The organism is Proteiniborus ethanoligenes, assembly GCF_900107485.1.
In the GTDB taxonomy this organism is placed as follows: Bacteria; Bacillota; Clostridia; order Tissierellales; family Proteiniboraceae; genus Proteiniborus; species Proteiniborus ethanoligenes.
This window is the reverse complement of the sequence record NZ_FNQE01000015.1, coordinates 1-25,879: the sequence shown is the minus strand read 5'-3', so window position 1 is coordinate 25,879 and position 25,879 is coordinate 1. Positions and strand designations below refer to the sequence as shown.

26 protein-coding genes and 1 riboswitch are annotated in these 25,879 nt (G+C 30.9%); of the genes, 3 read left to right on the top strand and 23 right to left on the bottom strand.

The features are described 5' to 3' along the window. Positions 1-86: 86 nt before the first annotated feature. Complete coding sequence (locus BLV37_RS07445; protein ID WP_091729471.1) at positions 87-1,277, bottom strand: acetate/propionate family kinase; 1,191 nt, start codon at positions 1,275-1,277, stop codon at positions 87-89. Between the two features lie 176 nt (positions 1,278-1,453). On the opposite strand from BLV37_RS07445, the gene BLV37_RS07440 reads away from it, so the two are divergent. Continuing rightward, entirely contained in the window at positions 1,454-2,710 is a 1,257-nt protein-coding gene (locus BLV37_RS07440; protein WP_091729468.1) for a nucleotidyltransferase, read from the top strand. Between the two features lie 95 nt (positions 2,711-2,805). Continuing rightward, the gene (ylbJ, locus tag BLV37_RS07435; protein WP_091729463.1) at positions 2,806-4,107 is read left to right on the top strand and encodes a sporulation integral membrane protein YlbJ; all 1,302 of its coding nucleotides are present in this window, start codon (positions 2,806-2,808) and stop codon (positions 4,105-4,107) included. A gap of 35 nt (positions 4,108-4,142) precedes the next feature. Here ylbJ and BLV37_RS07430 read toward each other — a convergent pair whose 3' ends face one another. The 6 genes from BLV37_RS07430 to BLV37_RS07405 all read right to left on the bottom strand — a co-directional run bounded on the left by BLV37_RS07430 (position 4,143) and on the right by BLV37_RS07405 (position 9,938). Beyond that, positions 4,143-4,589: an ATPase gene (locus tag BLV37_RS07430; RefSeq protein ID WP_091729460.1), complete on the bottom strand. Its 447-nt coding sequence runs from the start codon at positions 4,587-4,589 to the stop codon at positions 4,143-4,145. A 3-nt stretch (positions 4,590-4,592) separates the two neighbouring features. Then, on the bottom strand, positions 4,593-5,072 hold the full coding sequence (coaD, locus tag BLV37_RS07425) for a pantetheine-phosphate adenylyltransferase (RefSeq protein ID WP_091729457.1): 480 nt from the start codon (positions 5,070-5,072) through the stop codon (positions 4,593-4,595). After that, positions 5,044-5,631, bottom strand: coding sequence for a 16S rRNA (guanine(966)-N(2))-methyltransferase RsmD (gene rsmD / locus BLV37_RS07420; protein ID WP_091729455.1), 588 nt, complete (start codon positions 5,629-5,631; stop codon positions 5,044-5,046). Before rsmD ends, coaD begins: the two co-directional genes overlap by 29 nt. 132 nt (positions 5,632-5,763) lie before the next feature. Next, entirely contained in the window at positions 5,764-7,836 is a 2,073-nt protein-coding gene (gene recG / locus BLV37_RS07415) for an ATP-dependent DNA helicase RecG (RefSeq protein ID WP_342026598.1), read from the bottom strand. Positions 7,837-7,931: 95 nt separating this feature from the next. Beyond that, positions 7,932-9,563, bottom strand: coding sequence for a DAK2 domain-containing protein (locus BLV37_RS07410; RefSeq protein WP_091729450.1), 1,632 nt, complete (start codon positions 9,561-9,563; stop codon positions 7,932-7,934). Positions 9,564-9,581: 18 nt separating this feature from the next. Next, positions 9,582-9,938 carry an Asp23/Gls24 family envelope stress response protein gene (locus BLV37_RS07405; protein ID WP_091729447.1) on the bottom strand — a complete coding sequence of 119 codons (357 nt, stop codon included), beginning with the start codon at positions 9,936-9,938 and terminating at the stop codon, positions 9,582-9,584. Between the two features lie 396 nt (positions 9,939-10,334). Here BLV37_RS07405 and rpmB point away from each other — a divergent pair, with 396 nt between their 5' ends. Next, positions 10,335-10,526 carry a 50S ribosomal protein L28 gene (gene rpmB, locus BLV37_RS07400; protein ID WP_091729444.1) on the top strand — a complete coding sequence of 64 codons (192 nt, stop codon included), beginning with the start codon at positions 10,335-10,337 and terminating at the stop codon, positions 10,524-10,526. A gap of 69 nt (positions 10,527-10,595) precedes the next feature. Here the strand turns inward: rpmB and BLV37_RS07395 are convergent, their stop codons facing one another. The 16 genes from BLV37_RS07395 to remA form a co-directional block, all read right to left on the bottom strand. After that, positions 10,596-10,784, bottom strand: a complete 189-nt coding sequence (locus tag BLV37_RS07395; RefSeq protein WP_091729442.1) for an exopolysaccharide biosynthesis protein — start codon at positions 10,782-10,784, stop codon at positions 10,596-10,598. Between the two features lie 93 nt (positions 10,785-10,877). After that, positions 10,878-11,507 (bottom strand): thiamine diphosphokinase, encoded by a 630-nt coding sequence (locus tag BLV37_RS07390; protein ID WP_091729439.1) that lies wholly within the window; start codon positions 11,505-11,507, stop codon positions 10,878-10,880. Positions 11,508-11,520: 13 nt separating this feature from the next. Then, complete coding sequence (thiT, locus tag BLV37_RS07385; RefSeq protein WP_091729436.1) at positions 11,521-12,072, bottom strand: energy-coupled thiamine transporter ThiT; 552 nt, start codon at positions 12,070-12,072, stop codon at positions 11,521-11,523. 83 nt (positions 12,073-12,155) lie between these two features. Beyond that, positions 12,156-12,259: riboswitch (TPP riboswitch) on the bottom strand. A 45-nt stretch (positions 12,260-12,304) separates the two neighbouring features. Beyond that, a complete protein-coding gene (gene rpe, locus BLV37_RS07380; protein WP_091729433.1) occupies positions 12,305-12,952 on the bottom strand; it encodes a ribulose-phosphate 3-epimerase in 648 nt (215 codons plus the stop codon). Position 12,953: 1 nt separating this feature from the next. Next, positions 12,954-13,829: a ribosome small subunit-dependent GTPase A gene (gene rsgA / locus BLV37_RS07375; RefSeq protein ID WP_091729430.1), complete on the bottom strand. Its 876-nt coding sequence runs from the start codon at positions 13,827-13,829 to the stop codon at positions 12,954-12,956. A gap of 24 nt (positions 13,830-13,853) precedes the next feature. Further along, positions 13,854-15,806 (bottom strand): Stk1 family PASTA domain-containing Ser/Thr kinase, encoded by a 1,953-nt coding sequence (pknB, locus tag BLV37_RS07370; protein WP_091729428.1) that lies wholly within the window; start codon positions 15,804-15,806, stop codon positions 13,854-13,856. A 14-nt stretch (positions 15,807-15,820) separates the two neighbouring features. After that, positions 15,821-16,555 (bottom strand): Stp1/IreP family PP2C-type Ser/Thr phosphatase, encoded by a 735-nt coding sequence (locus BLV37_RS07365; protein ID WP_091729425.1) that lies wholly within the window; start codon positions 16,553-16,555, stop codon positions 15,821-15,823. A 47-nt stretch (positions 16,556-16,602) separates the two neighbouring features. Beyond that, positions 16,603-17,649, bottom strand: coding sequence for a dual-specificity RNA methyltransferase RlmN (gene rlmN, locus BLV37_RS07360; RefSeq protein WP_091729423.1), 1,047 nt, complete (start codon positions 17,647-17,649; stop codon positions 16,603-16,605). A 70-nt stretch (positions 17,650-17,719) separates the two neighbouring features. Then, positions 17,720-19,063, bottom strand: a complete 1,344-nt coding sequence (rsmB, locus tag BLV37_RS07355; RefSeq protein WP_091729420.1) for a 16S rRNA (cytosine(967)-C(5))-methyltransferase RsmB — start codon at positions 19,061-19,063, stop codon at positions 17,720-17,722. A gap of 174 nt (positions 19,064-19,237) precedes the next feature. Continuing rightward, positions 19,238-20,170, bottom strand: a complete 933-nt coding sequence (gene fmt / locus BLV37_RS07350; RefSeq protein ID WP_208975227.1) for a methionyl-tRNA formyltransferase — start codon at positions 20,168-20,170, stop codon at positions 19,238-19,240. 8 nt (positions 20,171-20,178) lie between these two features. Beyond that, positions 20,179-20,631 (bottom strand): peptide deformylase, encoded by a 453-nt coding sequence (gene def / locus BLV37_RS07345; protein ID WP_091729415.1) that lies wholly within the window; start codon positions 20,629-20,631, stop codon positions 20,179-20,181. Positions 20,632-20,642: 11 nt separating this feature from the next. Further along, complete coding sequence (gene priA, locus BLV37_RS07340) at positions 20,643-23,129, bottom strand: primosomal protein N' (protein WP_091729412.1); 2,487 nt, start codon at positions 23,127-23,129, stop codon at positions 20,643-20,645. A 102-nt stretch (positions 23,130-23,231) separates the two neighbouring features. Further along, a complete protein-coding gene (gene coaBC / locus BLV37_RS07335) occupies positions 23,232-24,425 on the bottom strand; it encodes a bifunctional phosphopantothenoylcysteine decarboxylase/phosphopantothenate--cysteine ligase CoaBC (protein WP_091729410.1) in 1,194 nt (397 codons plus the stop codon). Between the two features lie 22 nt (positions 24,426-24,447). Beyond that, entirely contained in the window at positions 24,448-24,651 is a 204-nt protein-coding gene (gene rpoZ / locus BLV37_RS07330) for a DNA-directed RNA polymerase subunit omega (protein WP_091729407.1), read from the bottom strand. A gap of 12 nt (positions 24,652-24,663) precedes the next feature. After that, positions 24,664-25,260, bottom strand: coding sequence for a guanylate kinase (gmk, locus tag BLV37_RS07325; RefSeq protein WP_091729404.1), 597 nt, complete (start codon positions 25,258-25,260; stop codon positions 24,664-24,666). A gap of 29 nt (positions 25,261-25,289) precedes the next feature. Continuing rightward, complete coding sequence (remA, locus tag BLV37_RS07320; RefSeq protein ID WP_091729401.1) at positions 25,290-25,550, bottom strand: extracellular matrix/biofilm regulator RemA; 261 nt, start codon at positions 25,548-25,550, stop codon at positions 25,290-25,292. Positions 25,551-25,879: the final 329 nt, after the last annotated feature.

Genomic DNA, 25,879 nt, shown 5'->3' with positions numbered 1-25,879 from the left:
ATATAAGTTATAGAATGTTTGTCAAGAACAATTGTTATATTACCATATGATAGAAGATAAAGGCAGGATTAACCTGCCTTGTTATATTATATTAAAGCTTTAGTATCTCTTGCAATCATTAATTCTTCGTTTGTAGGAATAACAAGTATATTAACAGCAGTTAAATCTTTGTTAAGAAAAGCTTCCTTTCCTCTTATGTTGTTTAATTCAGGTTCAATTTTAATACCTAGGCATTCAAGTCCTTCGCAAACTTTCTCTCTGATATAGCTTGAATTTTCGCCTATTCCTGCTGTAAATACTAGTGCATCTATTCTACACATAGTAGCTACATAGGCACCAACATATTTTTTAACCCTATTAACAAATACATCTAAGGCAAGTTTTGCTCTTTCATTGCCTTCTTCCATTGCTATTTCTAAGTCTCTAAAGTCACTACTAATTCCTGAGATACCTAATACACCAGATTTTTTGTTTAGCATATCATTTACTTCATCAAAGGTCATCCCTTCTTTGTCCATAATGAATGGAATTATAGCTGGGTCAATATCTCCGGACCTAGTACCCATTGCTAAACCTTCTAAAGGTGTAAAGCCCATGCTCGTATCCATAGATTTTCCGCCTTGTACTGCACATACGCTAGAGCCATTTCCTAAGTGACATGTAACAATATTTAAGTCTTTAATGTCTTTTCCTAATATTTCAGCAGCTCTTAATGAAACATATTTATGAGAAGTTCCATGGAATCCATATCTTCTAATCTTATATTTTTCATAAAATTCGTAAGGTATTGGATATATATAATTATCAGCCTCCATTGTTTGATGGAAAGCAGTATCAAAAACTGCAACCATAGGAGTATTTGGCATAAGCTCTTTACATGCTTCTATTCCTACAATGTTTGGTGGGTTATGTAATGGAGCTAAGTCTATACAATCCTTTATAGCTTGCATTACATTGTCATCAATAATAACAGATTCTGAAAACTTTTCGCCTCCATGAACTACTCTATGACCTACTGCACCAATTTCATCCATTGACTTTATGATACCATAATTAGAGTCTACTAGTGCATTTAAAACTATTTCAAGCACTACTTTATGGTTGTCCATTGGTTTTTCAATTACTACTTCTTCTTTTCCTGTTGGTTTGTGTTTAATTCTAGAGCCTTCAATGCCTATTCTTTCTGCTAAACCTTTAGCTAGAACATTTTCATTAGTCATATCTATTAATTGATATTTTAATGAAGAGCTCCCACAATTAATAACTAAAATTTTCATGTCTATCCCTCCTACAAGTATATATATTAACAATCCCATATTATTATAGTCAAGCAAAAAAATCAACTGTATTATAGATTATTTCCTATATTAATAATTTTTAATCTTTTAAAAAATGATATAATAAAGAAAAGTATATGAAATAAATACTTATTTTTCATTTTTTGGAGGTTGTTATGAAAATTGTTGGACTGATTACAGAATATAATCCTTTTCATAATGGACATTTATATCACTTGAATAAATCTAAGGAAATTACATGTTCAGATTATTCTATAGCAGTAATGAGCGGTAATTTTTTGCAAAGAGGTGAGCCTGCTTTAGTAGATAAATGGACTAGAGCTAAAATGGCCGTAGATAATGGCGTTGATTTAGTAATAGAATTACCATTTATATACGCATGTCAAAGTGCAGAATTTTTTGCTTATGGTGCTGTTAGAATATTAGATAGTTTAGGTATTGTTGATAGTGTTAGTTTTGGAAGTGAACTTGGAGATATCCATCTATTAGAATATATAGCAGAGATATTTAATAGTGAATCGGAAGCATTTATAGAATACTTAAAAGATTCTCTTGCACAAGGAAATTCTTTCCCCAAAGCTAGAGAACATGCTTTAGTTAATTATTTAAAAGATTGTGCTCCTCATTATAGCTCTAAGATTAGTGATGTTATTTCTAATCCAAATAATATCCTTTCTATAGAATATTTAAAAGCATTAAAGAAGATTTCTAGTAATATTAAGCCATATACAATTAAGAGAAAGAATTCTAATTATCATGATAAGAACCTTACTGGCAGATTTTCTAGTGCAACTGCTATTCGTGAACAATTACTGAATAATCATATGGCAAAAAACATAATAGATACTGTTCCAGCTCCTACATATATAAGTCTACAAAATTTTTTAGAAGAAAATAAGGATTTTAACAGAATCGAAAATTTTTCAAATATTCTTTTATACATACTAAGAAATAGTACTCCTGAAAAACTTAAGAGCATTATTGGTGTTACAGAAGGGCTTCATAATAGAATTATAGACTGTTCTACTAATTATAGTAATATAAATGACATCCTAAACTGTATAAGCACTAAAAGGTTTACTTTAACTAGACTAAAAAGAATACTTATTCACCTTCTAATTGAGATTAACCAAGATGAATTTAATCATCTTCATTTTCATGGACCTCAATATATAAGAGTTTTAGGTTTAAATACTAAAGGATTTGATATACTTAAACAAGCAAAACTAAAATGCTCACTACCTATTATAACTAAGTTTGCTGATTACAAGGAATTTGGTAATAGGGTTTTAAATCAAATGATATTATTAGATAAAAAAGCTACAGATCTATATTTTTTAGGTCTAGACAAGGGTAAAATTAAAATGAACCTAGATTATCTAACTTCACCTTATATTAATTTCATTATTTAATACTTTAATTGTACCTACCCATTTCCTCCTGTTTATTATCATATTATAAAGATGTTCTCAATATAATATATAAGATATAAAGCAGGAGGTTTAATATGTCCAATTATATTATTCTATTTTTTTCTATATGTATTTTAATATTTTTTATTAGTATTATAAATAAGAAGATAGTAAATAGATTTAAAAATATAAAAACCTATTTATTAGTCATACTAGTCTTATTCTTGGTATCTTGTTTAATAATTTATCCTAATAACACCATAAACGCTGCATTAAATGGCTTTAGAACATGGTCAAATATCATTTTGCCTTCTTTAATGCCTTTTTTTATTGGTGCAGAAGTATTAATAGGACTTGGTGTTGTGAATTTTTTTGGTGTCCTCTTAGAGCCAATAATGTATCCTTTGTTTGGTGTATCTGGTAAAGGATCTTTTCCATTTGTTATGAGTATATCATCTGGATATCCAGTAGGTGTTACATTAGTTTCTAAGCTAAGGAATGAAAATATAATAGATAAAATTGAAGCACAAAGACTTGTTTCTTTTTGTAGTACTTCTGGTCCATTGTTTATGATTGGAGCTGTTTCTATAGGAATGTTTAGAAATCCAGCTATTGGAACCCTACTTGCATCATCACATTATTTAGGTGCTATCACAGTTGGATTTCTTTTTAAGAATTATGGTAAAATAGAAAACTTAAATAATGGGTATAGCAAGGGAAGAATTAATTATTTTCGAAAAGCACTTTATAGTTTAGTCCAAGCAAGAAAAAAAGATGGAAGAAATATAAGTATGTTAATGAGCGATTCTATAAGGTCTTCATTTGAATCAATGTTTATGATTGGAGGATTTATAATAATATACTCTGTTATAATTGAAATTCTAATGGTAACTAAATTTATTAATTTTTTTTCATCCCTTTTTATGGTAATATTTCCTGTTGATATAGATATAGAGCTAATCAAGGGCTTTATTAGTGGGCTTTTAGAAGTTACTAATGGCTGCAAGCTAATTTCTAAGGCTAATGGCTCTAGTTTTATTTCTCAGCTATGTGCAGTAAGTTTCCTAATAGGCTGGAGCGGTCTATCTATCCATAGCCAAGCTATTAGTGCTATTGGTACAACAGACATTAATCCAAAACTTTACTTGCTTGCTAAAGGTCTTCATGCATTCATATCTTTTATTTATAGCTACATACTATACAAATTATTTTTTAAGAGTATAGTTGTTTCTTTTATTACTGAGAATTACAGCCTACAAAACAGCTTTGTTGATAACTGGTTAAATACCTTTAAATTTTCCTTGGGTATAGAACTAGTTATGATAGTGGTCACAACAGTAACTGCTCTTTTCATTGGAGCCCTATATAATATAAAAACTATTTTAAATGACAAATGAAAAGACCCCTTCAAAACCACAGGAGTCTTTGTTAATTATTTAAAACCATTTAGTTCTTGTCTGTTTCTCTCTAATGTGTCAATAATACTTTTAAGATTATTCTCTACTTCTTTTAATAGTCCGTCAGCATACTCTCTTGCGCCAATTCTTATTTCTTTAGCATTGTTTTGAGCTTTTGTTATTATCTCCTCTGATCTTTCATGGGCCTGTTTTGTAATTTCATCTTGCTCAACCATTTCTTCGATATGTAATTTAACTTCATCAATTATTGTGTCTGCTTCATTTTGTGCTTCTGCTAGAATCCTTTGTCTTTCTTCTTTTATCCATTCAGCTTGTTTAATTTCATCAGGCAACTTTATTCTTATTTCCCTTATTACATCTAATACTTCGTTCTTATCTACTAATACTTTGCCAGCAAAAGGTATTGTTGAACTACCTTCTATAATGTCTTCTATTTCATCTAATAGTTTTAAAACATCCATATCTTACTCCCCCCTTAGTTTAGACTTAATTGCTAACTCTACTATATTAGGTACTAATCCAGAAATATCACCATTAAAGCTTGCAACCTCTTTTACAATGCTAGAGCTTAAATAAGAATATTTATCTCTTGCAATTAAAAAAAATGTTTCTGCTTCATCATAAAGGCTGTTGTTCATTAATGCCATTTGCATCTCATATTCAAAATCTGACACTGCTCTTAAGCCTCTTATAATCAATTTAGATTCATTTTGTTTCATATAATCTACTAGTAATCCCGTAAACGAATCAACCTCCACATTTTCGAAATTTTTAGTGATTTCTTTAAGTAATTTTATTCTCTCTTCTACAGTAAACATATGATTTTTAGATGGGTTATTTAAGACCAGAACTGTAATTTTGTCGAATTTTTTTGAACTTCTTTTTATTATATCTAGATGTCCATTAGTTACTGGATCAAATGTCCCTGGATATACTGCTTTCATTGTTCAACCTCCCATTGATGTAAAAAGATATTGTAGTTCCTCCATATTTTCTGAAGTCTTTCTTAAATAAATAATTTATATACTCTGGTAATACAATTTTACTTTCATGCTCAGTTATGATGATTCCATTTTCATTTAGTATATTACAAATACTTATTTTTTCAAGTGTAGGCACTATAAGATTTTTTTCATAAGGCGGATCTAAGAATATATAATCAAATAAAATGCCTCTTGAACCTAGCATGCTAATGGCCTTATCAGCGATGTTCTTGTATACATAGGCCTGTTCAGCAAGTTTTGTCCTACTTAAATTTTCCTTAATTGATTTAATACTATTTGTATCACAATCAATAAAATAGCATTTACTAGCCCCTCTACTCAAGAATTCTATGCCTACATTTCCAGAACCAGCATATAAATCAAGCACCTGACTGCCTTCAGATATGTTTCCTAGGATGTTAAATATAGCTTCTTTAACTTTATCAGATGTTGGTCTTGTATGTAATCCTTTAGGAGAGATTAGTTTACTTCCTTTTAACTTTCCTGTTATTACACGCAACAGAATTCCTCCTTAGTATTAGATATTATTTTATCATAAAATTCTTAGGTCCAAAACAAAATATTATTATTTTTTGCAAAAATACTCAGAAATTGCTACTAAAATCCTAAATACCTGTAATTTTTTATTATCTCAATTAAATGAAATTAGTTCATATTCTCGATTAAATAAATTCATGATTTTCATTTTAATCATCTTATTATGGTCTAAGGCTAATTTAGGATCTTCCTCTAAAACTTGAATAGCTATTTTCTGTGCAATTGTTAAAGTGTTTACATCTGTAAACAGATTAGCTATTTTCAACTCCGGTATCCCATGCTGCTTTGTTCCAAAAAAATGACCTGGTCCTCTAGCTTCTAAATCCTTTTCAGAGATTATGAAGCCATCATTTGTTTTCTCCATTATACTCATTCTCTCTTTAGAAGATTTACTTTTGCTTTCATTAACTAAAATGCAATAAGATTGATATGCTCCTCTTCCAACTCTTCCTCTTAGCTGGTGCAATTGAGCTAACCCAAACCTTTCAGAATTCTCTATCATCATAATATTAGCATTTGGAACATTCACTCCTACTTCAATAACAGTAGTTGAAACTAGTATGTCTATCTCACCATTTTTAAATTGGTTCATTACATAATCCTTCTCTGTACTTTTCATTTGCCCATGTAATAGCCCTAGTCTAAATTCTTTAAAATATTTTTCCTTTAGCATTCCATATAATAGAATTGCCGATTGAGCATCAATACTATCAGACTCTTCAATTAATGGACATACTATATAGGCTTGCCTGCCTTTATGTATTTGCTCCTTAATGAATCCATATGCTCTTTCTTTCATTTCACTAGTAATAGCATAAGTCTTTATCTTCTTTCTTCCCGCTGGAAGTTCATCAATTATTGATACTTCTAAATCACCATATAATATTAGGGCTAAGGTTCTAGGTATAGGTGTAGCAGTCATGACAAGTATATCTGGGTTGTTCCCTTTCATAGATAGGGTTGCTCTTTGTCTAACTCCAAATCTATGCTGTTCATCAGTTATTGTTAATCCTAAATTATAAAATTTAACTCTTTCTTGTATTAAAGCATGAGTACCTACTATAATATCTACTTCTCCTTTTTCAATTTTTCCTAATATTTCACTTTTCTTTTTTGAGTTAACATTACTTACTAACAATTCACATTTAACATCATACTTGCTTAATATGCCTTTTATACTTTCATAATGTTGCGTTGCAAGTATTTCAGTAGGTGCCATCATTGCAGATTGGTATCCTGACTTATATGCCTTCATCATAGCAAGAACTGCAATAATAGTCTTACCCGAGCCTACATCACCTTGTACAAGACGATTCATTTGTTTTGATGACTCCATATCTTTAGATATTTCCATAAAAACTCTTTTTTGTGCATTAGTTAATTCGTAAGGAAGTGACTTAATTATTTCATCAATACCATCATCCTTAGAAAATATAATCCCTCTATGATTAGATGTAACTTTTCCTTTAAGAATAAATAGCCCTAATTGCAATAGAAATAGTTCTTCAAAAACTAAACGTTCTTTACTCTTTACATAAGAACTTCTGTCTTTAGGAAAATGAATATTTTTTATTGCTTCACGAAATGAGATTAATTTTAGCTCATGAATAATTTTAGGAGGAATTGCATCTATGAACTCCATGTAATAAGTTGATATGACATTTTCAATTATTTTTGTCAATTCATTATTAGTTAATCCGTCAGTTAATTGATATATCGGCACAATTCGCCCAGTTTTTTTTCCGTTTTCCTCAATCTTTTCATATACTGGATTTTGCATTTCAATATTAGCTCCTGTTTTTTTTACTTTACCACTTATATAGACTATATCTCCCATCATAATTTGATTTACTATATAATTTTGGTTAAACCAAGATAAATGAATGATTCCAGTTTCATCTCTTGCTAATATTTTTATTACTGACATGTTTCTTCTTGGTCTATGTACTTTTGCATTGCTACAAATAACAACTTTTAAATTTGCTTTTTCTCCATTTTGAAGGGTTGAGATCTTTTTTATTTCTCTTCTGTCTTCATAACTTCTTGGAAAATGAAAAAGCAAATCTCCAATTGTTTTAATACCTATTTTGTGTAAATTTTTTGTTTTCTTAGGCCCTACACCCTTAATGTATTGAACTGATTTTTCTAGTATATCCAAAGTTTTCACCTCTACAATTAACTATATATATTATACAAAAAATAAACAAGAATCCAAAGTTTATTCCATTGAATTCTTGTGATTTATATTAATATATAATTAGATTATTCAACTGAAATTAAATAATAATAAAGAGGTTGTCCTCCATTAATTATTTCAATGTCAAAATCTTCTAATTCCTCTTCTATTTTATTTGCCAACTCTATAGCATCATCTTCAGTCATTTCATCACCATAAAAAATGGTTACTAAGCCATTTTCATCAGCTACCATAGTTTTTACTAGTTCAAAAGCTACATCTTGTATATCATTTCCTATTATCTTAATATCTCCATCATATATTCCCATTATATCGTCTTTTTTAATCTCTTTTTCGTCAATAACTGTATCTCTAACTGAAAAAGTTACTTGACCAGTCTTTACAACTTCAATTGCGTCTTTCATATTTTCCATATTTTCTTCTATGTTAAGCTCTTCGTCAAAAGCAACTACAGCAGCTATTCCTTGTGGAATAGTTTTTGTTGGTAGCACCTCTACTCTTTTAGAGCTTAACTCCTTAGCCTGTGTAGCAGCTAATATAATGTTGCTATTATTAGGCAAAATAATAATATTTTCTCCTTTAACATTATCAACAGCATTTAGGATGTCTTCTGTACTTGGATTCATTGTTTGACCACCAGCTATTACATAATCAACATTCAAATCTTTAAATACATTAGCAAGCCCTTCACCCATGGATACTGTAATAAAGCTATATTTTTTATTTTCCATTATTACTTCTTCCTTATTAGATGTGGCTGCATCATTAAAGTCATTGTTCCTATGCTGATATCTCATATTATCTATTTTAATATCTATTAGCTCTCCATATTGCAAAGCTTTCTGCAATACTTCTCCAGGATCATTAGTATGAATATGTACTTTTATAATGTTTTCTCCACCCACTACAAGCATAGAGTCTCCATATCCTATAATTTCATCTCTAAAGAGTTCACTTTCCAAGGATGAATTATTAATTATGAATTCAGTACAATAGCCATATTTAATATCTTCATCTGTTTCTGTATATGTATGCAAAGAATCATCTCTTGCTATAGTTTCTTCAATTATAGTCTCTTCTTTTCCTGTTAAAGCTTCTAAAGCTCCTGTAAGTATCATAATAAGTCCTTTTCCACCTGCATCAACTACCCCAGCTTGCTTTAATACAGGTAACATATCAGGTGTTTTAGATAAAGTTTCTTCTCCATGCTTTATAACTAATCTCATAAATTCAACAATATCGGTTTCCTTTTTTGATATATTAATAGCCATTTCAGCACATTCTCTAGCAACTGTTAAGATAGTACCTTCAATAGGCTTCATAACTGCCTTATAAGCAGTATCTGATCCAGCTTTAAAAGCATTTGCCAATATACTAGTATTTATTTTTTCTGCTCCTGCGAGTTCTTTTGCAAAACCTCTGAATAGCTGAGATAATATAACACCAGAATTACCTCTAGCTCCCATTAAAGAGCCATTAGAAGCAGCAGATACTATTTTATCTATATTATCAGTTTCTAATGTCCTTATTTGTTTAATAGCAGACTGCATAGTCAATGACATGTTAGTTCCAGTATCGCCATCAGGAACAGGAAATACATTCAGTGCATTAACTATTTCTTTATTTTTTTCAAGACAATTTGCAGCTCCAATAAATGATTTTTTTAGAATGTTCCCATCTACATATTCGATTTTCAATATAAGCACCTCCTTAGCCTACTTTTGTACTCTTACTCCCTGTATATTTATGTTCACTTTTTCTACTTTTAATCCAGTCATACTTTCAATATTATATTTTACTTTTTCAATTACATTATCTGCCACAACAGAAATTTTTGTTCCAAACTGCACAACTATATATAAGTCTACAATTATTCTGTCATCATCTGTAAAAACTTTTACACCCTTTTTAACATGATCTTTTTTTAGTAGTTCAACTAATCCATCAGTAGCATTTCTATTTGACATGCCAACTAGACCATAGCTTTCAATAGCTGCTAATCCAGCGATGGTTTCTATTACACTTTCATCAATACTTATTGAACCATATTTATTAGTCAATTTACCTGCCATTTACAGTCCTCCTTTTAAAATATGAGAAAAGCTTCTATGATCTCATTAAAATTAGGGAAGCTTTTCTTGAGTCACTACATAAGTTACTTGTACGAAATCAAGGATTTTGCAATCTGCTTAAAACTCATTGCAGTCAAGTTCTTTTATATATAAAAGATACTGAATTAGAACTTTCCTATTAGTTATAAAAAATACCTAAAGGATTTTTATAACTATATTCTACATTATATTTATATTATCTTCAACTTTAGAATATATAATTAAAATTTAGTATAATATTATCTTTCATATTGCAAAGAATATCTAGTGTATGATACAATAGGATGTGTTGATTTTGAAAATGTATTTATAAAATATTAATTATCGTCAACCTAGATTTTAAGGAGGTGTTTTAATATGGCAAGATTCTGTGAAGTATGTGGAAAGGGAAAAATGTCAGGCCATTTAGTGACTTTCTCAAATAAGAAAAGTAATAGAACTTGGGCTCCAAATGTACGTAGAATAAGAGCAATCGTTAACGGTGCTCCAAAAAGAATTTATGTATGTACAAGATGTATCAGATCAGGTAATGTTGAAAGAGCATTATAATTAAAGGCTTCCTGTGGAATGGAAGCCTATCTGATTTTTTGTAATCTTTTTAAGTACTTAGCATAAAGTCTAAAAAATTCTAAACAAACTCCAGCCTAGGCAAATTAACAGTATTCCTATGGCAAAAATCCATGCTTTTAAAGGTATTATTTGTATTATAATAATAACACCTAATACTGCTAGTACTATGCCTAATATCTTTTTTATACTCCCATTAATAATATGACGTCTACAATTCCATCTTCTATACCTTCCCATAGAGACACCCCTCATAAGGCTACTATATTATATTTTATTCAGCATAGAATAAAAAGTTACAAAAAATCGGCTATTAGCCGATTTAAATGTGTGTTAATCCCTTGATCTAATAACTAAGCATGCTCCTTCTTCTATAATAACTATTCCTTCATTATCCTTTATCACATTACTTATGCCTAATGTAGAGCCTAGAGTAAATCTCCTATTATTTGTTTCATACTTAAAACCCTTAAGAGTGACCTTAGAATCAACTAAAGGTATAATAGATATAAAGCATCCCTTTTTCTCCTTTAGTCTTAACTGTTTTTTTGTTATAAATATTTCATTATGGCTATCTACAATAGATATATTGACCTTTTGATTAACTAGCAGCTTATATAGCATCATAATGTTGGCAATAGTATGGTCTAATCTAGTGCCTGTAGCACCACATAATATTATATCAATTGCTCCTTCAGAAATGGCAAATTCTATTGCTAATTCTGTGTCAGATTTGTCCTTTGATGCTTGATATTTTTGAAACCTTACCCCCAGATCCTCAAATTTTTTCAAAATAGTATAATCTAAGGAATCTAAATCACCTACTATCACGTTAGGGATTAGGTTTTTATTAAATAAGTGTCTAGCACCACCATCAGCACATATAACAATATCAGCATCTTTGAAATAGGCTTCTATATCAATATCTGTAATATTGCCATTAGATACTACTAATGCCTTCATAAAATCACTCACCTTATTTAATTTCTCTTCTAATAGGCTTCCAAATCAACATAATAATTATTATAGAAACAATCAATTCTACGCCTAAATAGCCTCCATTATATTTTAGAGAGTATGACCATGAATCAAGATCCTTTGCATTCTCTGAGAAATACACTACTCCTGATAAAACATGGCTTATAAATCTTCCAAATATAGCTATAAAAACTCCAATTACTGCTCCAACATATTCCATGGTTTTGCTTTCTGGCTTAATGCTTTTTATGCTTCTATACATACCAGATAGACCTAATAAGCCAAAAGCTATCGGGTAATCTAAAAGAAATTGAAGAGGATGAACAATATAGGGCTCTAAAACTGCTTGTATCAATCCATACACTGTTCCTGCTAATAATCCAGGCAATGTACCCCACCTTATTCCAATAAGTATAATTGGAATCATGCTACCTGCTGTTACTGAGCCTCCAAACGGCATTTTGTACAATGGAATCATGCTTAGTACAGTAGCTAATGCTATCATAATACCGCTTTCTGCTAAAAATCTTGCTGCTTTGTTTTTTACCATAAAAAAACCTCCCTTAAGTTTTAAATGTTTTCCTGGGGAGGGATTAGTGTCTATAATTTTTCATGATTTTTTTAAAAATGAAAAACAAAATATAAACACTTCCCTACGCTAGTATTAACTAGATCAGGTTATAGGGTCGAAACCTAAATGGCTTCCTCTCAGCACTTATGCTCCCCTAGTGAAATTTTTTTTATCAACATTTAGTATAACAAATAGATGAATAATTGTAAAGTTATAAATTTTTAAACATTCTTGTGACATTAGTTATATCCGAACTATTGAATATAGCAGAGCCTGCCACGAATATATTCGCCCCATATGAGGCTATCTCTTTAATGTTATCTAGCTTGATTCCTCCATCCACTTGAATATCTATATTCAAGTTTTTGCTGTCTATTAACCTTTTTAAATCTATTATTTTCTCTTTCATCTGTTCAATAAAATATTGTCCACCAAAGCCAGGATTTACGGTCATAATTAGTACCATATCAACTTCATCGATAACATATTTAATGTTTTCTATAGAAGTAGATGGGTTAAGAGCAACTCCAGCTTTAACTCCAAAGCTTTTTATATATTGTATTGTTCTATGAAGATGTATACTTGCTTCTTCATGAACAGTAATTATATCTGCACCTGCATCTACAAAATCTTTAATATATCTGTCTGGATTTTCTATCATTAAATGTACGTCAAAGGGTATTTGAGTTACCTTTCTAAGCATTTTAATAACTGGTGCTCCAAAGGTAATGTTGGGTACAAAATGCCCATCCATAACATCTAGGTGAATATAATCAGCTCCGCCTTCTTCAACTAGCTTAATTTGCTCTTCTAACCTGCTAAAATCTGCTGATAAAACAGAAGGTGCTATCTTTATCATGCTAATACCTCCTAATGTCTTTTACTTCTTGTAGCATACTAAGATAATTATCATATCTTGATTGACTTATTTCTCTTTCTTCTACTGCTTTCTTCACTTCACATCCAGGCTCTTTATTGTGACTACAGCCTGAAAATCTACATAAGGAACTTCTATCATATACTTCAATAAAATATTTTATTAGCTCGTCCTCTTTTATAAAGTCAATATCTAAAGTACTGAACCCTGGTGTGTCTACAACCCAACCTCCTGAATCAAGTTCTATAAGCTCTACATGCCTGGTTGTATGTTTTCCTCTACTTGTTTTTTGACTAATTTCACCAGTCTGTAGCTTTAAATTTGATTGTATATTGTTGAGCAACGTTGATTTTCCCACTCCAGAAGGTCCTGCAAATACTGTTATTTTGTCTTTCAATTGTCTTTTTAATTCATCAATGCCTATTCTATTAGTACAACTAGTTTTAATAATTTGATACCCTGCCTTTTTATAGATGTCATAAATATTGTCAATTTCCCCATCTACATCTAAATCTGATTTGTTTATACAAATAATCGCATCTAGGCCTTGGTATGATGCAAGAAGCAAAAATCTGTCTAACAACCAAAGATTAGGATCTGGTTTTTTTACAGCAAAAACTATAACAGCTTGATTTACGTTTGCTACTGGCGGTCTGATTAGTTCTGTAGTTCTATCATAAATTTCCTCTACATATCCGGTGTTATCTTCTTTGTTAATTTTAATCAGGACCCTATCTCCTACTAGAGGTATTATTTTGTTTTTCCTAAAAAGACCTCTAGCTCTGCACTCGTAAATCCTATCTCCAACTTTAACATAATAAAAGCCACCTATTCCTTTGATTATTATTCCTTCTAGCATTAATCAGTCCTCCTATAGTTACTATTAAATTTCTCCCTTAAATTCACCGTCGAAATACACCTCATATTTAGCACTTTTCTTGCCTTCAACTGGAACTGAAATTGATTCTTCGTTTGTATTATGAGTTTGATTATATACTAATTCTCTTTCATTATCTTGTATTCTATATATTTTAACTTCGACCTCACTTTTATCCTTTGCCAAAATAATAGTTAAATTATTATACACCACATCTTCTTCTACAGTTCCTGTTCCTTCACCTGTATTAGAATTGTTGTCTGCTTCAATTCCTTTACTTACTGTTAAATTTACAGTAGTATTTTCCTCTACTTCTGAATTTGCAGTAAAGCTTTGCCATATTACGATGCCCTTGTCAACATTTTCATTTTCTTCTTCTTTTATTTCTACTAAAAGCCCTAAGTCTGTTAACTCTTTTTTAGCATCTTCCACATTATCTCCAATAACATTAGGCATAACAACATATTTAATTTCAGGGCCTTGGCTTACAACTAGACTTACTATTGACCAAGCAGGAACCCTACTAGCTCCATCTGGTGTTTGGCTTATAACATAATCTTTAGGTATATCACTAGGAATATATTTAACACTACTTTTTAATTCATGATTATCTAAAATAGCCTCAGCATCATCAATATGCTTATTAACTACATCAGGTACATCTACCTCTTGTTCCCCCTTGCTTATAGTAACTTCAATTGGAAAACCAGATTTTACAGTATTTCCTGCATCTATGCTCTGCTCCACTATATGGCCTGCTTTAAAGTTGGAACTAAAAACTTCATTTTTAACCTTAAACCCTAACCCTTTTTCTAAAAGTTGTTGTTCAGCTACATCGCGATGTAATCCAACAACACTAGGAACAGTTACTTCCTTTCCTTGTATTTGACCTCTAATCCAGAAAAAACCTCCAGCAAAACCAAGAGTTAATATAAAAGCTAGCAAAATTGCAGTAATTGTAACTATTTTGGAAGTTCCTTTTTTCTCAGGCTCATATTCATTATCCTCTACTTTTTTCTTGTTTTTCTTTTTAACATCATCATATTCTTTCACTGTAGAGTTGATTAGGTCGTCATCTATTCTTGGGATAATCCTTGTAGGAGAATCATAGAATATTGTATTGTCCTCAATATCTATTTCTTCTCTATCTCTTACCTTCTTTAGATCACTTAACAATAATTCTATATTGCCATATCTTAAGCTTTGGTCCTTTTGCACACATTTCATTATTATGCTCTCTATGCTCTTTGATATGGAGCTATCAAAATATGACGGCGGTTCTATATCTTCTTGAATATGCTTTAAAGCCACGGAAATAGGACTATCGCCCTGGAAAGGGACTCTACCTGTAACCATTTCATACATTACTACTCCTAAAGAATAAATATCTGATTTTTCATCAGTATATCCTCCCCTAGCCTGCTCAGGAGAAAAATAATGAACTGAGCCAATTACATTACTAGTGTTGGTAACAGTAGATGCTGTAGCAGCTCTAGCAATGCCAAAGTCTGTAACCTTCACTCTGCCATCCTCAGTCACTAAGATGTTATGAGGCTTAATATCTCTATGAACAATGTGGTTTTCATGAGCATGACTTAAAGCTTCTGCAATTTTTATAGCAATATCTAAAGACTCTTCTATGCTTAATTTCCCTTGTTCTCTAATATATTGTTTTAAGGTTTTCCCATTGACATACTCCATTACAATGTAGTAAACATTATCTTCAACGCCCACATCATAAATGCTAACAATATTTGGATGAGATAAGCTTGCAGCAGCTTGAGATTCTCTTCTAAATTTATTAATAAATTCTTCATCATTAATGAACTCAGATCTTAATATTTTAATGGCTACAAATCTATTCAGAAGTCTGCATCTGGCTTTATATACTAAAGCCATCCCTCCACCACCAATTTTTTCAACAATCTCATATCTATTTCCCAATATTTTTCCAATCATATTTTCACCTTCTTTCAACTTATCTTAACAATCATTACAGTTGTATTATCAAAACCGCCAAGCTTATTTGCTACATCAGTAAGTAAGCCACATACTTTTCTTAAATCATCACAATTGATTATTTCTTCTTTTATTCTGTCATCACTAACCAAATTAGTTAAGCCATCAGTACATAGCAATATTATATCATCTTTTTCTATATTTCTACTAAATATATCTACTTTCACTTCTTCGTCAGTTCCTAAAGCTCTAGTAATAATATTCTTTTGTGGATGGTTAACAGCTTCTTCAAGACTAATACTTCCATTTCTAACCAGCTCAGCTACTAAAGAATGGTCTTGTGTTAGCTGATGTAACTCATCTTTTCTTAATAAATATGCCCTGCTATCCCCTACATGCCCTATGAAAATTTCATTTTTATAGATAATACCAGTAGTCACAGTAGTTCCCATGCCATTATAATTTTCATTTTCTCTAGCTTCTTTTAATATTCTGTTATTTGCTTCAGCTAAGGTTGAATTAATAAACTTAGGAATGTCAAGATTGCTATTAATGATATTTTCTTTTTCTCTGTTATAATTCTCTTCAATAATTTCAATAGCTAGCGTACTAGCTATTTCACCTGCATTGTGACCACCCATACCATCTGCTACCGCAAATATAGGTAATCTGTCATCTTTTGAATAATAGTATGAGTCCTGATTAATACTCCTAACTTCTCCTATATCAGAGCATACACAAATAAACATTTTAGCACCCCACTTTGTGAAATAATGTGGCTAAGCAAAATATATCATTAATTAATAGTTTCCCTATTAATATAATCCCTTCTTAGTTGTCCACAGGCAGCATTTACATCTGCTCCCATTTCCTTTCTTATAGTAGTACTTATGCCGCCTTTAACTAATATTTCTTTAAAATTATTTATTGCTTTATTATTAGATTTTTCATGTTCAAATTCTTTAATAATATTTAGTGGTATTAGATTTACATGACATAGCATTCCATTAAGGAGCCTTACTATCTCCAATGCATCAGATAGTTTGTCATTTACGTCCCTAATTAAAGTATATTCAAAGGTTATTCTTCTATTAGTTTTTTCAATATAATAATTACAAGCTTCTATTATCTTATCAATACTATATCTATTAGCAATAGGCATTATTTTCTTTCGTTCCTCATCAAAAGGTGAATGAAGAGAAATAGACAAATTAATAGGCATTTCTTCTTCGGCTAAATCATAAATTTTAGGAACTATACCGCAGGTAGATATAGTAATATGTCTATGTCCTAAGTTCTGTCCTTCTTTACTATGAATAATTCTCAAAAATTTTATTGTGTTTTCATAATTATCTAATGGCTCTCCACTTCCCATGAGCACTATATTAGATATATTCTTACCTTGGTCTTTCTGTATCAAGTAAAATTGCTCTAGTATCTCTCCTGGTAGAAGATTTCTAACTAACCCATTCTTAGTAGATGCACAAAACTCGCATCCCATTCTACAGCCCACTTGAGTAGATAAACAAACTGTGATTCCATGTTTATGTTTCATCATCACACTCTCTATAATATTATTATCCTCTAATATAAACAAATATTTGCTGGTTTCATCATATTTTGAATCAAGTCTTTTAGCTACTTTTAGGGTGCTAAATAAATAGTTTTCATTTAGCTTGTCTCTTAGAATTTTGGGTAGTTCTGTAATATCATCTATTGAGGGAACCATTTTTTGATGTATCCATCTAAAGGTCTGAAGAGCTCTATATTTTTTCTCACCTAATTCTAAAAAAACATCTATTAAATCCTCCAATTGAAGTGATTTTAAGTCAATAGTTTTCAAAAAATCCCCCCTCGGAAATTTTATTAAACAATATATATTATATCATACTAAAGCTCAGTTTAACTATAGTCTATATTTTAATCATTCTTGAAATAAAAAATCCATCAGTCTTGTGTACATTAGGATAAAGCTCAATATATCCTTTTTGTGCCTCTTTTTTTAACACTTCATCGTTTACTAGATTTTCAAAGTTACTAAGCTTAAAGCCTTTATTATTTTCAAGAAATTTCTCTATTAAATATATATTCTCTTCTCTTTGTATTGTACAAGTACTATAAACCAAGGTTCCACCTTTTTTCAAATATTTACTGCTATTTGTTAATATATCATATTGTAGTTTACTTATTTGAGATAAATCTACCTCATACTTATGCCATTTTATATCTGGTTTTCTCCTGATCAATCCTAATCCTGAACATGGAGCATCTACAAGGCAGCAATCTACCTTACCAATCAAACTTTCATCTATTTGAAGTGCATCAAATTTCTCTATTTGAGCAATGCGAATATCCAATCGCTCAACATTTTCTTTTATTAATCCTAATTTGTGCTCATGAACATCCCTGGATATTATCAATCCTTTATTCTCCATTATTTGAGCCATATGAGTAGTTTTGCCACCAGGAGCACTACATACATCTAAAACAAGGTCTCCAGGTTTAGGGCTTAATATTTGAGCCACTAACATAGAACTTTCATCTTGTATTTGAAACAGACCACTTTTAAATTCTTCTGTTTCAGTTATCCTAATTGGATTGTCAATTATTATACAATCCTTTGCATATTTTCCTTCGCTAACATTGAAACCTTTATTTATTAATTTATCCATTAGTTCTTTATTAGAAATTTTTAGTGTATTAACTCTTATATTTAGCATTGGTCTTTCATTATTGGCAATGCATAAGCTTTCGGTAAAATCCATTCCATAATCTTCTAACCATTTTTTCACCATCCATTGAGGGTGAGAATATTTAACAGATATATATTCTATAGGTTCTATATCTTTTTCAGGTAAAATAATATTATTTTTATTCTTAGAAATATTTCTTAAAATTGCATTAACAAAACCAATAGAACCTTTATGTCCATATTTTTTTGCTAGTTTTACAGACTCATTTACAGCAGCACTATCAGGGATTCTATCCATGAAAACTATCTGATAAATTCCTAACCTAAGTATGTCTTTAATTATTGGTGCAATCTTATTGTTTTTTACTTTTGAGTACTTATTGATAATCCAGTCAATATATAATTTATTTTCTATGGTTCCATATACTGTCTCTCTGATAAATGCTTCATCTAAGTAATTTATATCATTACTTATATTCCTGCTTATAGATATATTAGAATATGCTTCCTTCTCATTTATCTCATTTAGTATGTTTAACACGATTTCCCTAGGACTTCTTTTCATTGTTTCACCTCTTGTTATTTTAAAAAAACAAGGGGTACATGACCCCTTAATCCCTTCTTTGCATTTCCATCAATCTAAGCAACTGAGTAATTACGTAACTGTTCCATATATAAACAGTATTAGAAAGTCTAAGTACTCAATACTAATCAGTCTTAAACAATATTGCTTTATTATCTATTTTAATAAAACCCCAGTTTCAAATTGATTTCCTCTTAAAAATTCTGAGATTGTCATACTCCTTTTGCCCGGGAATTGAATTTGCTTTAAAACTACACACTTGTCTAAAGCATTTACAAATATTCCTTCTTCAGTTACCTTTACTACTTCTCCATTATCTCCTTCTACAGATTTATCAACTATATCTACTTCCAATATCTTTACGTTTATGTCCTTATACATTGCATACGCACCAGGCCATGGCTGAGTTCCTCTAACTAGATTTTTAATATTAATTGCACTCTCATTCCAATTAATTTTCCCAAGCTCTTTTGTCATCATGCTAGCATATGTGGCTTCATTATGATTCTGTGGAGTTTTTACTAAAACACCACTGTCTATTTTCTTTAAAGTTTCTATTAGCAATTCTGCCCCCATATTCATTAATCTATCATGAAGCTGACCTGCTGTTTCTTCTTCATTTATTTCTGTTTCAGTCTTAAGGAGCATATCTCCTGAATCCAAACCTTTTTCCATCATCATAGTTGTAATTCCTGTATGCTTCTCTCCATTTATAATGGCCCAATTAATTGGTGCTGCCCCTCTATATTTAGGCAAAAGGGATGCATGAACATTGATGCACCCATATTTAGGAATTTTGAGTATATCTTCTTTCAATATTTGTCCGTATGCAACTACAACTATTACATCAGGATTTGTATTTTTTATTGTATCTATGCTTTCTTTAGAATTAACATTCTCCGGTTGAAACACAGGTAACTCTAATTGTAATGCCTTTTCCTTAACAGGAGTATGAGCTACTTTCTTGCCCCTTCCTTTAGCTTTATCAGCTTGCGAAACAACTAGTAGAATTTCGTGTCCAGCCTTATACAAAGCTTCAAGTGTCGGAACTGAAAAGTCTGGCGTCCCCATAAAAAGAACCTTCATTATTAACACTCCTATTCTTCTTCAGTATCTATTACTTTATCAGTAAACAAGACACCATTTAAATGATCAATTTCGTGACACAATGCCCTAGCTAGCAAATCAAAACCTTCAATCATTTGCTTCTGCCCATCTATGTCCAGATATTCTACTTTTACTCTTTTAGGTCTGTTTACCTTTCCATTTTTCCCAGGAATGCTTAAACAACCTTCCAAGTCAATGTTTTCTCCTTCCTTTTCTATCATTACAGGATTAACTAAAGTTATTGGTCCTTCTCCTACATCTATAACTATCAACCTTCTTAGTATTCCCACTTGAGGAGCTGCTAATCCTACTCCTTCTTCCTTATACATGGTCTCTATCATATCTTGAGCTAAGGTTCTTATTCTATCATCAATTACATCTATTTCCCTAGATTTTTTCCTTAAAATAGGATCATCATCATATCTTAATTGTCTTACAGCCATTTTGTTACCTCCTAAATTATTGAAACTGGATTTATATCTGTACTTATTCTTATATTTTCAAAATAATTTTTTGTTCTACTTTCTTTATTTACCCTATCTAGTACCTTGATTATCAAAGAAAGGCGTGATTCTTTAATTTTTATTATAATCTGTCTTCTAAATCTGCCTTTTATTCTGTAAATTGGCGCTTCCATAGGGCCAATTATTTTATTGACTAAATCTAAATCGTTAGTTTCTTTAATTATATCTTCTTTAATTTTATTAGCAATTTGTTTAGATGATTCAAAAACATCTTTTTCATTTTCACCTGAAACGATAATGCTTACAATGTTAGTAAATGGTGGATAATCAAATGCTTTACGTATTGATATTTCTTTTTCATAGAAACTAATATAATCATGATATTGGGCTGTTAATATGCTATAGTGGTCAGGCTCATAAGTTTGCAGTATGACTCTGCCTTCATATTCACCTCTACCAGCTCTACCTCCAACTTGTGTCAGCAACTGAAATGTCCTCTCAGAAGCTTTAAAATCTGGAATATTCAATGTAGTATCTGCAGCTATTATTCCAACAAGGGTTACATTTGGGAAATCTAATCCCTTTGATATCATCTGAGTACCTATTAATATATCAATGCTACCTTTTTTCATTTTCTCAAATATTCTTTCATGGCTTCCTTTAGTTGAGGTAGTGTCCATATCCATTCTAACAATTCTTCCCTGTGGAAATAATTTCTTTACCTCATCTTCTACCTTTTGTGTTCCTATACCGAAATATTTAATATATTTGCTTTGACAACTTGGGCATACTGTTGGTGGCTTAAAAGTATATCCACAATAGTGACACTTAAGAATATTTTGAGCTCCATGATAGGTTAAAGCAATATCACATTCTTTACATTTTACAACAAATCCACATTTTCTACAAGAAACAAAAGTTGAAAAGCCTCTTCTATTTAAAAATAAAATGGTTTGTTTCTTGTTGTTCAGATTATCTCTTATAGCATTATAGAGCTCATTACTGAACATTGATTTATTTCCATTATCTAGTTCTGTTTTCATGTCTATAACTTCAATTTTAGGTAAGCTTTTGTTATTCACTCTATTAGGTAATTCAAGTAGCTTATATTCTCCTTCTTTAGCTTTATAATAGGATTCTATGGATGGAGTAGCAGAGCCTAGTATTAAAGTTGCATTTTCTATTTCACATCTTTTTTCACCAACTTCAATTGCATTATATTTAGGATTAATACTAGATTTATAACTTGTCTCGTGCTCTTCATCTATAATAATTAATCCTAGATTATCAAAAGGAGCAAAAATTGCTGACCTAGCCCCTACTGCAATCTGTACCTCTCCAGCTTTTATTTTTCTCCACTCATCATATCTTTCACCATAGGATAGCCCGCTGTGTAATACGGCAACTTTATTTTTAAACCTTCCTGCAAATCTTTCAACAGTCTGAGGTGTTAAAGATATTTCTGGAACCAATACAATGGCTTCCTTACCCATATCAAGTATTTTCTCAATTAACTGAAGATATATTTCAGTCTTACCACTACCTGTTACCCCATGAATCAAAAACTTATTAAATCCATTTTCAACATAGTCATTATAAATGGCATCAACACATTTTTGTTGATCCTTTGTAAGATCGAGTTTTTTGTATAGATGAATTTCCTTTGTTATGGCTTCTCTCCTGACCTCAATCTCTTCTATTTTTAAATATCCCTTTTCTTCTAATGACTTTACTGAGCTAAGGCTACAGTTAGTGTCTATCATCAACTCCTTCAAGCTGACAACTTCCTTGTCTTGAATGTATTTAATAATTTCTTTTTGCTTTGTCGCATTTGGGGCAATATTACCAAGAATATTATCTCTATCCTTGCCACTAAATTTTTTATAAATAAATTTTTCATATTTTTTATTTACTTCAGCGCTTATTCTTTTATCTATCTGTATTAGACTATTTTTTAAAAGCAGATTAATGCTTGGATTTATATTAGTTATTCCAGTTGCTTCCTTGATTTTTTGTAAATCTGATTCTCCATATTTAAATAAATATTCTAATATCTTTATTCCATTCTTAGATTTTACTTTGTGGTATATATCTTCTTCTTTGCATGTAAGGCTTATAAGCTCAATTACTTTATTTGTTGTTCCCGAAGGCATCATAGTCTTAATAACCTCACTATATTGGGCCATATACATATCTTTTATCCATAAGCTTAATTTTATTAAATTTTCTGAAAGAAAAATTGAATCGTGCAATACGGTTTTTATCGGTTTAAGTCTGTCAAAGTCTACATCAGTATGATTAATCAAATTGATAATCATACCTTCAACCAGTTTGTTTCCCCTTCCAAATGGAACTAGTACTTTTCTACCTATCTTAGCGTCTTTTTCATATTTTGAAGGAATAGAATAAGTAAATAGCTTATCAGTGCTAGAACTTGTGTTGTCTACTACTACCTCAGCAAATATCTTACATGTCATTAAAATCAACCTTTCAATTAAGCATAGAATATAATTTAAAAGCTAGATATTTACATAATAAAAAATCACATTTACTATGTCTAATATCTAGCTCTGTTTCACTCAACAATTAAGCATTACAGATATTTTATCTATTATAACCCTTGCAGCATCTTCTTTTTTCATTAATGGATAATCTGTTGTGGTTCCATCCCTATCTATAATTGTTATAATATTAGTATCGTATTTGAATCCTGCATTTTCTGCTAGTATGTTATTTGCAACAATAAAATCAAGATTCTTATTAACTATTTTTTTCTTTGCATTTTCTATTAGGTTCTCTGTTTCTGCAGCAAATCCTACTAACAGCTGATTTTTCTTCATTTTACCAAAGCAAGCAACAATATCTGGATTTCTAGTAAATTTTATCTCAATTTCAGCTTTATCTTTTTTAATTTTATTTTTGCTTACAGTAACTGGTCTATAATCCAAAGGTGCTGCGGCCTTTACAAGCACATCACAGCTTTCAAAATGCTTTTCAACTGCATTATGCATTTCCTCTGTAGTGTTTACTTTTATTAGCTCCACACCTGAAGGTGGTTCCAGGTTAACTGGTCCAGAAATTAAGATTACTTCTGCTCCTCTTTGTTTAGCTTCTTTTGCTATAGCATATCCCATCTTTCCACTAGAATGATTAGTCATATATCTTACTGGATCAAGTGGTTCAATAGTAGGTCCTGCAGTAACAATAATCTTCCTTCCTTTAAGCTCATCATTAGTCAGTGTCTGAACAATATAATCAACTATATCTGCTGGTTCTGCCATTTTTCCTTCTCCAAAATCACCACATGCTAATCTGCCTGTCCCAGGCTTAATAAATTCATAACCATATTTTTTTAACTTATCCATATTTTCTTTGAATATAATATTATTATACATATTTGTATTCATAGCTGGTGCAAATACAACCTTTGCTTTTGTAGCCATTATTGTAGTAGACAACATATCATCTGCAATGCCATTGGCTACTTTTCCTATAATATTAGCAGTTGCAGGCGCTACTAAAAAAACATGGGCTTTCTTTGCTAAAGAAATATGTTCAATTTCCCATTGTGTTGGCTCTTTAAAAATATCTACAGTAACAGGGTTTTGCGATATGGATTGGAAAGTTAATGGTGTCACAAATTCGGTTGCTGATCTAGTCATTATCACATCAACGTTGGCACAAAGCTTTCTTAGTCTACTAACTACATCCACAGCCTTATACACCGCTATTCCACCGGATACCCCCATTACAATGTTTTTTCCACTAAGCAATTTACACACCTCTTTATATAGCTTATTTGTTAGTATTTGATCTTGTATATGTAAATTTACCTTCTGCCACTTCTTGTAAGGCAATAGATACTGGTTTGCTAGACATTGGATTAACTAAAGGCTCTGCACCATCTACTATTTGTCTTGCTCTCTTAGAAACTAATAGTACCAAAGTGTATCTACTATCTACATCTTTAAGTAAGTCATTAATTGAAGGATATAGCATAAAAAAAACCTCCTATATATCTTTTATTATTTCTATCTGCCTTTTAACTTTACATTTTTCAGCTTCTATGATAGATTCTATTCTTTTTACCGCTAATTCTATTTCATCGTTTAGAATAGCATAATCATATTTGAATACATACTCTATTTCTTTGTAAGCAGTCTTAAATCTTTCTTCAATCGCCGCTTCTGTCTCTGTACCTCTATTTACAATTCTCTTTTTTAGCTCTTCCATAGTTGGGGGTAAAATAAAAATAAACACACCATCTGGATAGAATTCTTTTACCTGTAATGCACCTTGTATATCTATCTCTAATAATACATCTTGCCCCTTTTCAACTTTTTCTAAAACATTTTTTTTAGGAGTCCCATAATAATTTCCATGAACATAAGCATATTCTAGAAACTCCTCATTATTTATCATTTTTTCAAATTGCTCTTTATCTGTAAAAAAATAGCTAACCTTATCTATTTCCCCTATTCTTGGTGCTCTTGTAGTAGAAGATACAGATAAGCTTATCTCTTTATTTTTATCTAATAAATATCTGCAAACAGTTCCTTTACCTACACCTGATGGTCCTGAAATTACAATAAGTAACCCGTTTCCCATATGATTCTCCTCTTTTCATTAAAATAATGTTATTCTATTTCATTGCTGTCTTTACTATTTAATCTATGAGCTACTGTCTCAGGCTGGACAGCAGATAATATTATATGGTCACTATCTGTAACAACAACTGCTCTCGTTCTTCTGCCATATGTTGCATCAATAAGCATTCCCCTGTCTCTAGCCTCTTGAATTATTCTTTTTATAGGTGCTGATTCAGGGCTGACTATAGCAATAATCCTGTTAGCAGAAACAATATTGCCAAAACCAATGTTGATAAGCTTTATACTCATAATTATCCTTGTATGATATAGTCAAGGACTAAAATCATACTCTCCTTCCTTATTTATTTTAATTATCCGCTATAATCAAATTAGACACTGTGGACTTTTTATAATTACCTATAGCTTGACTATTAGATGGAGTGTATTGCCACTGTCTTATTTAAATCATTTATAGTTGGATAAGTTTTAAACTTTTATCTCCCGCAAGGCTATGAGAATAAGACTAGGTGGATCAAAACAGTTGTCAATTATTATAAAGGACGTGGTTCTATGATTTACGTTGGCATTGATATTGCCAAACTAAAGCACTTTGCCGCTGCTATGACCGCTGATGGTGA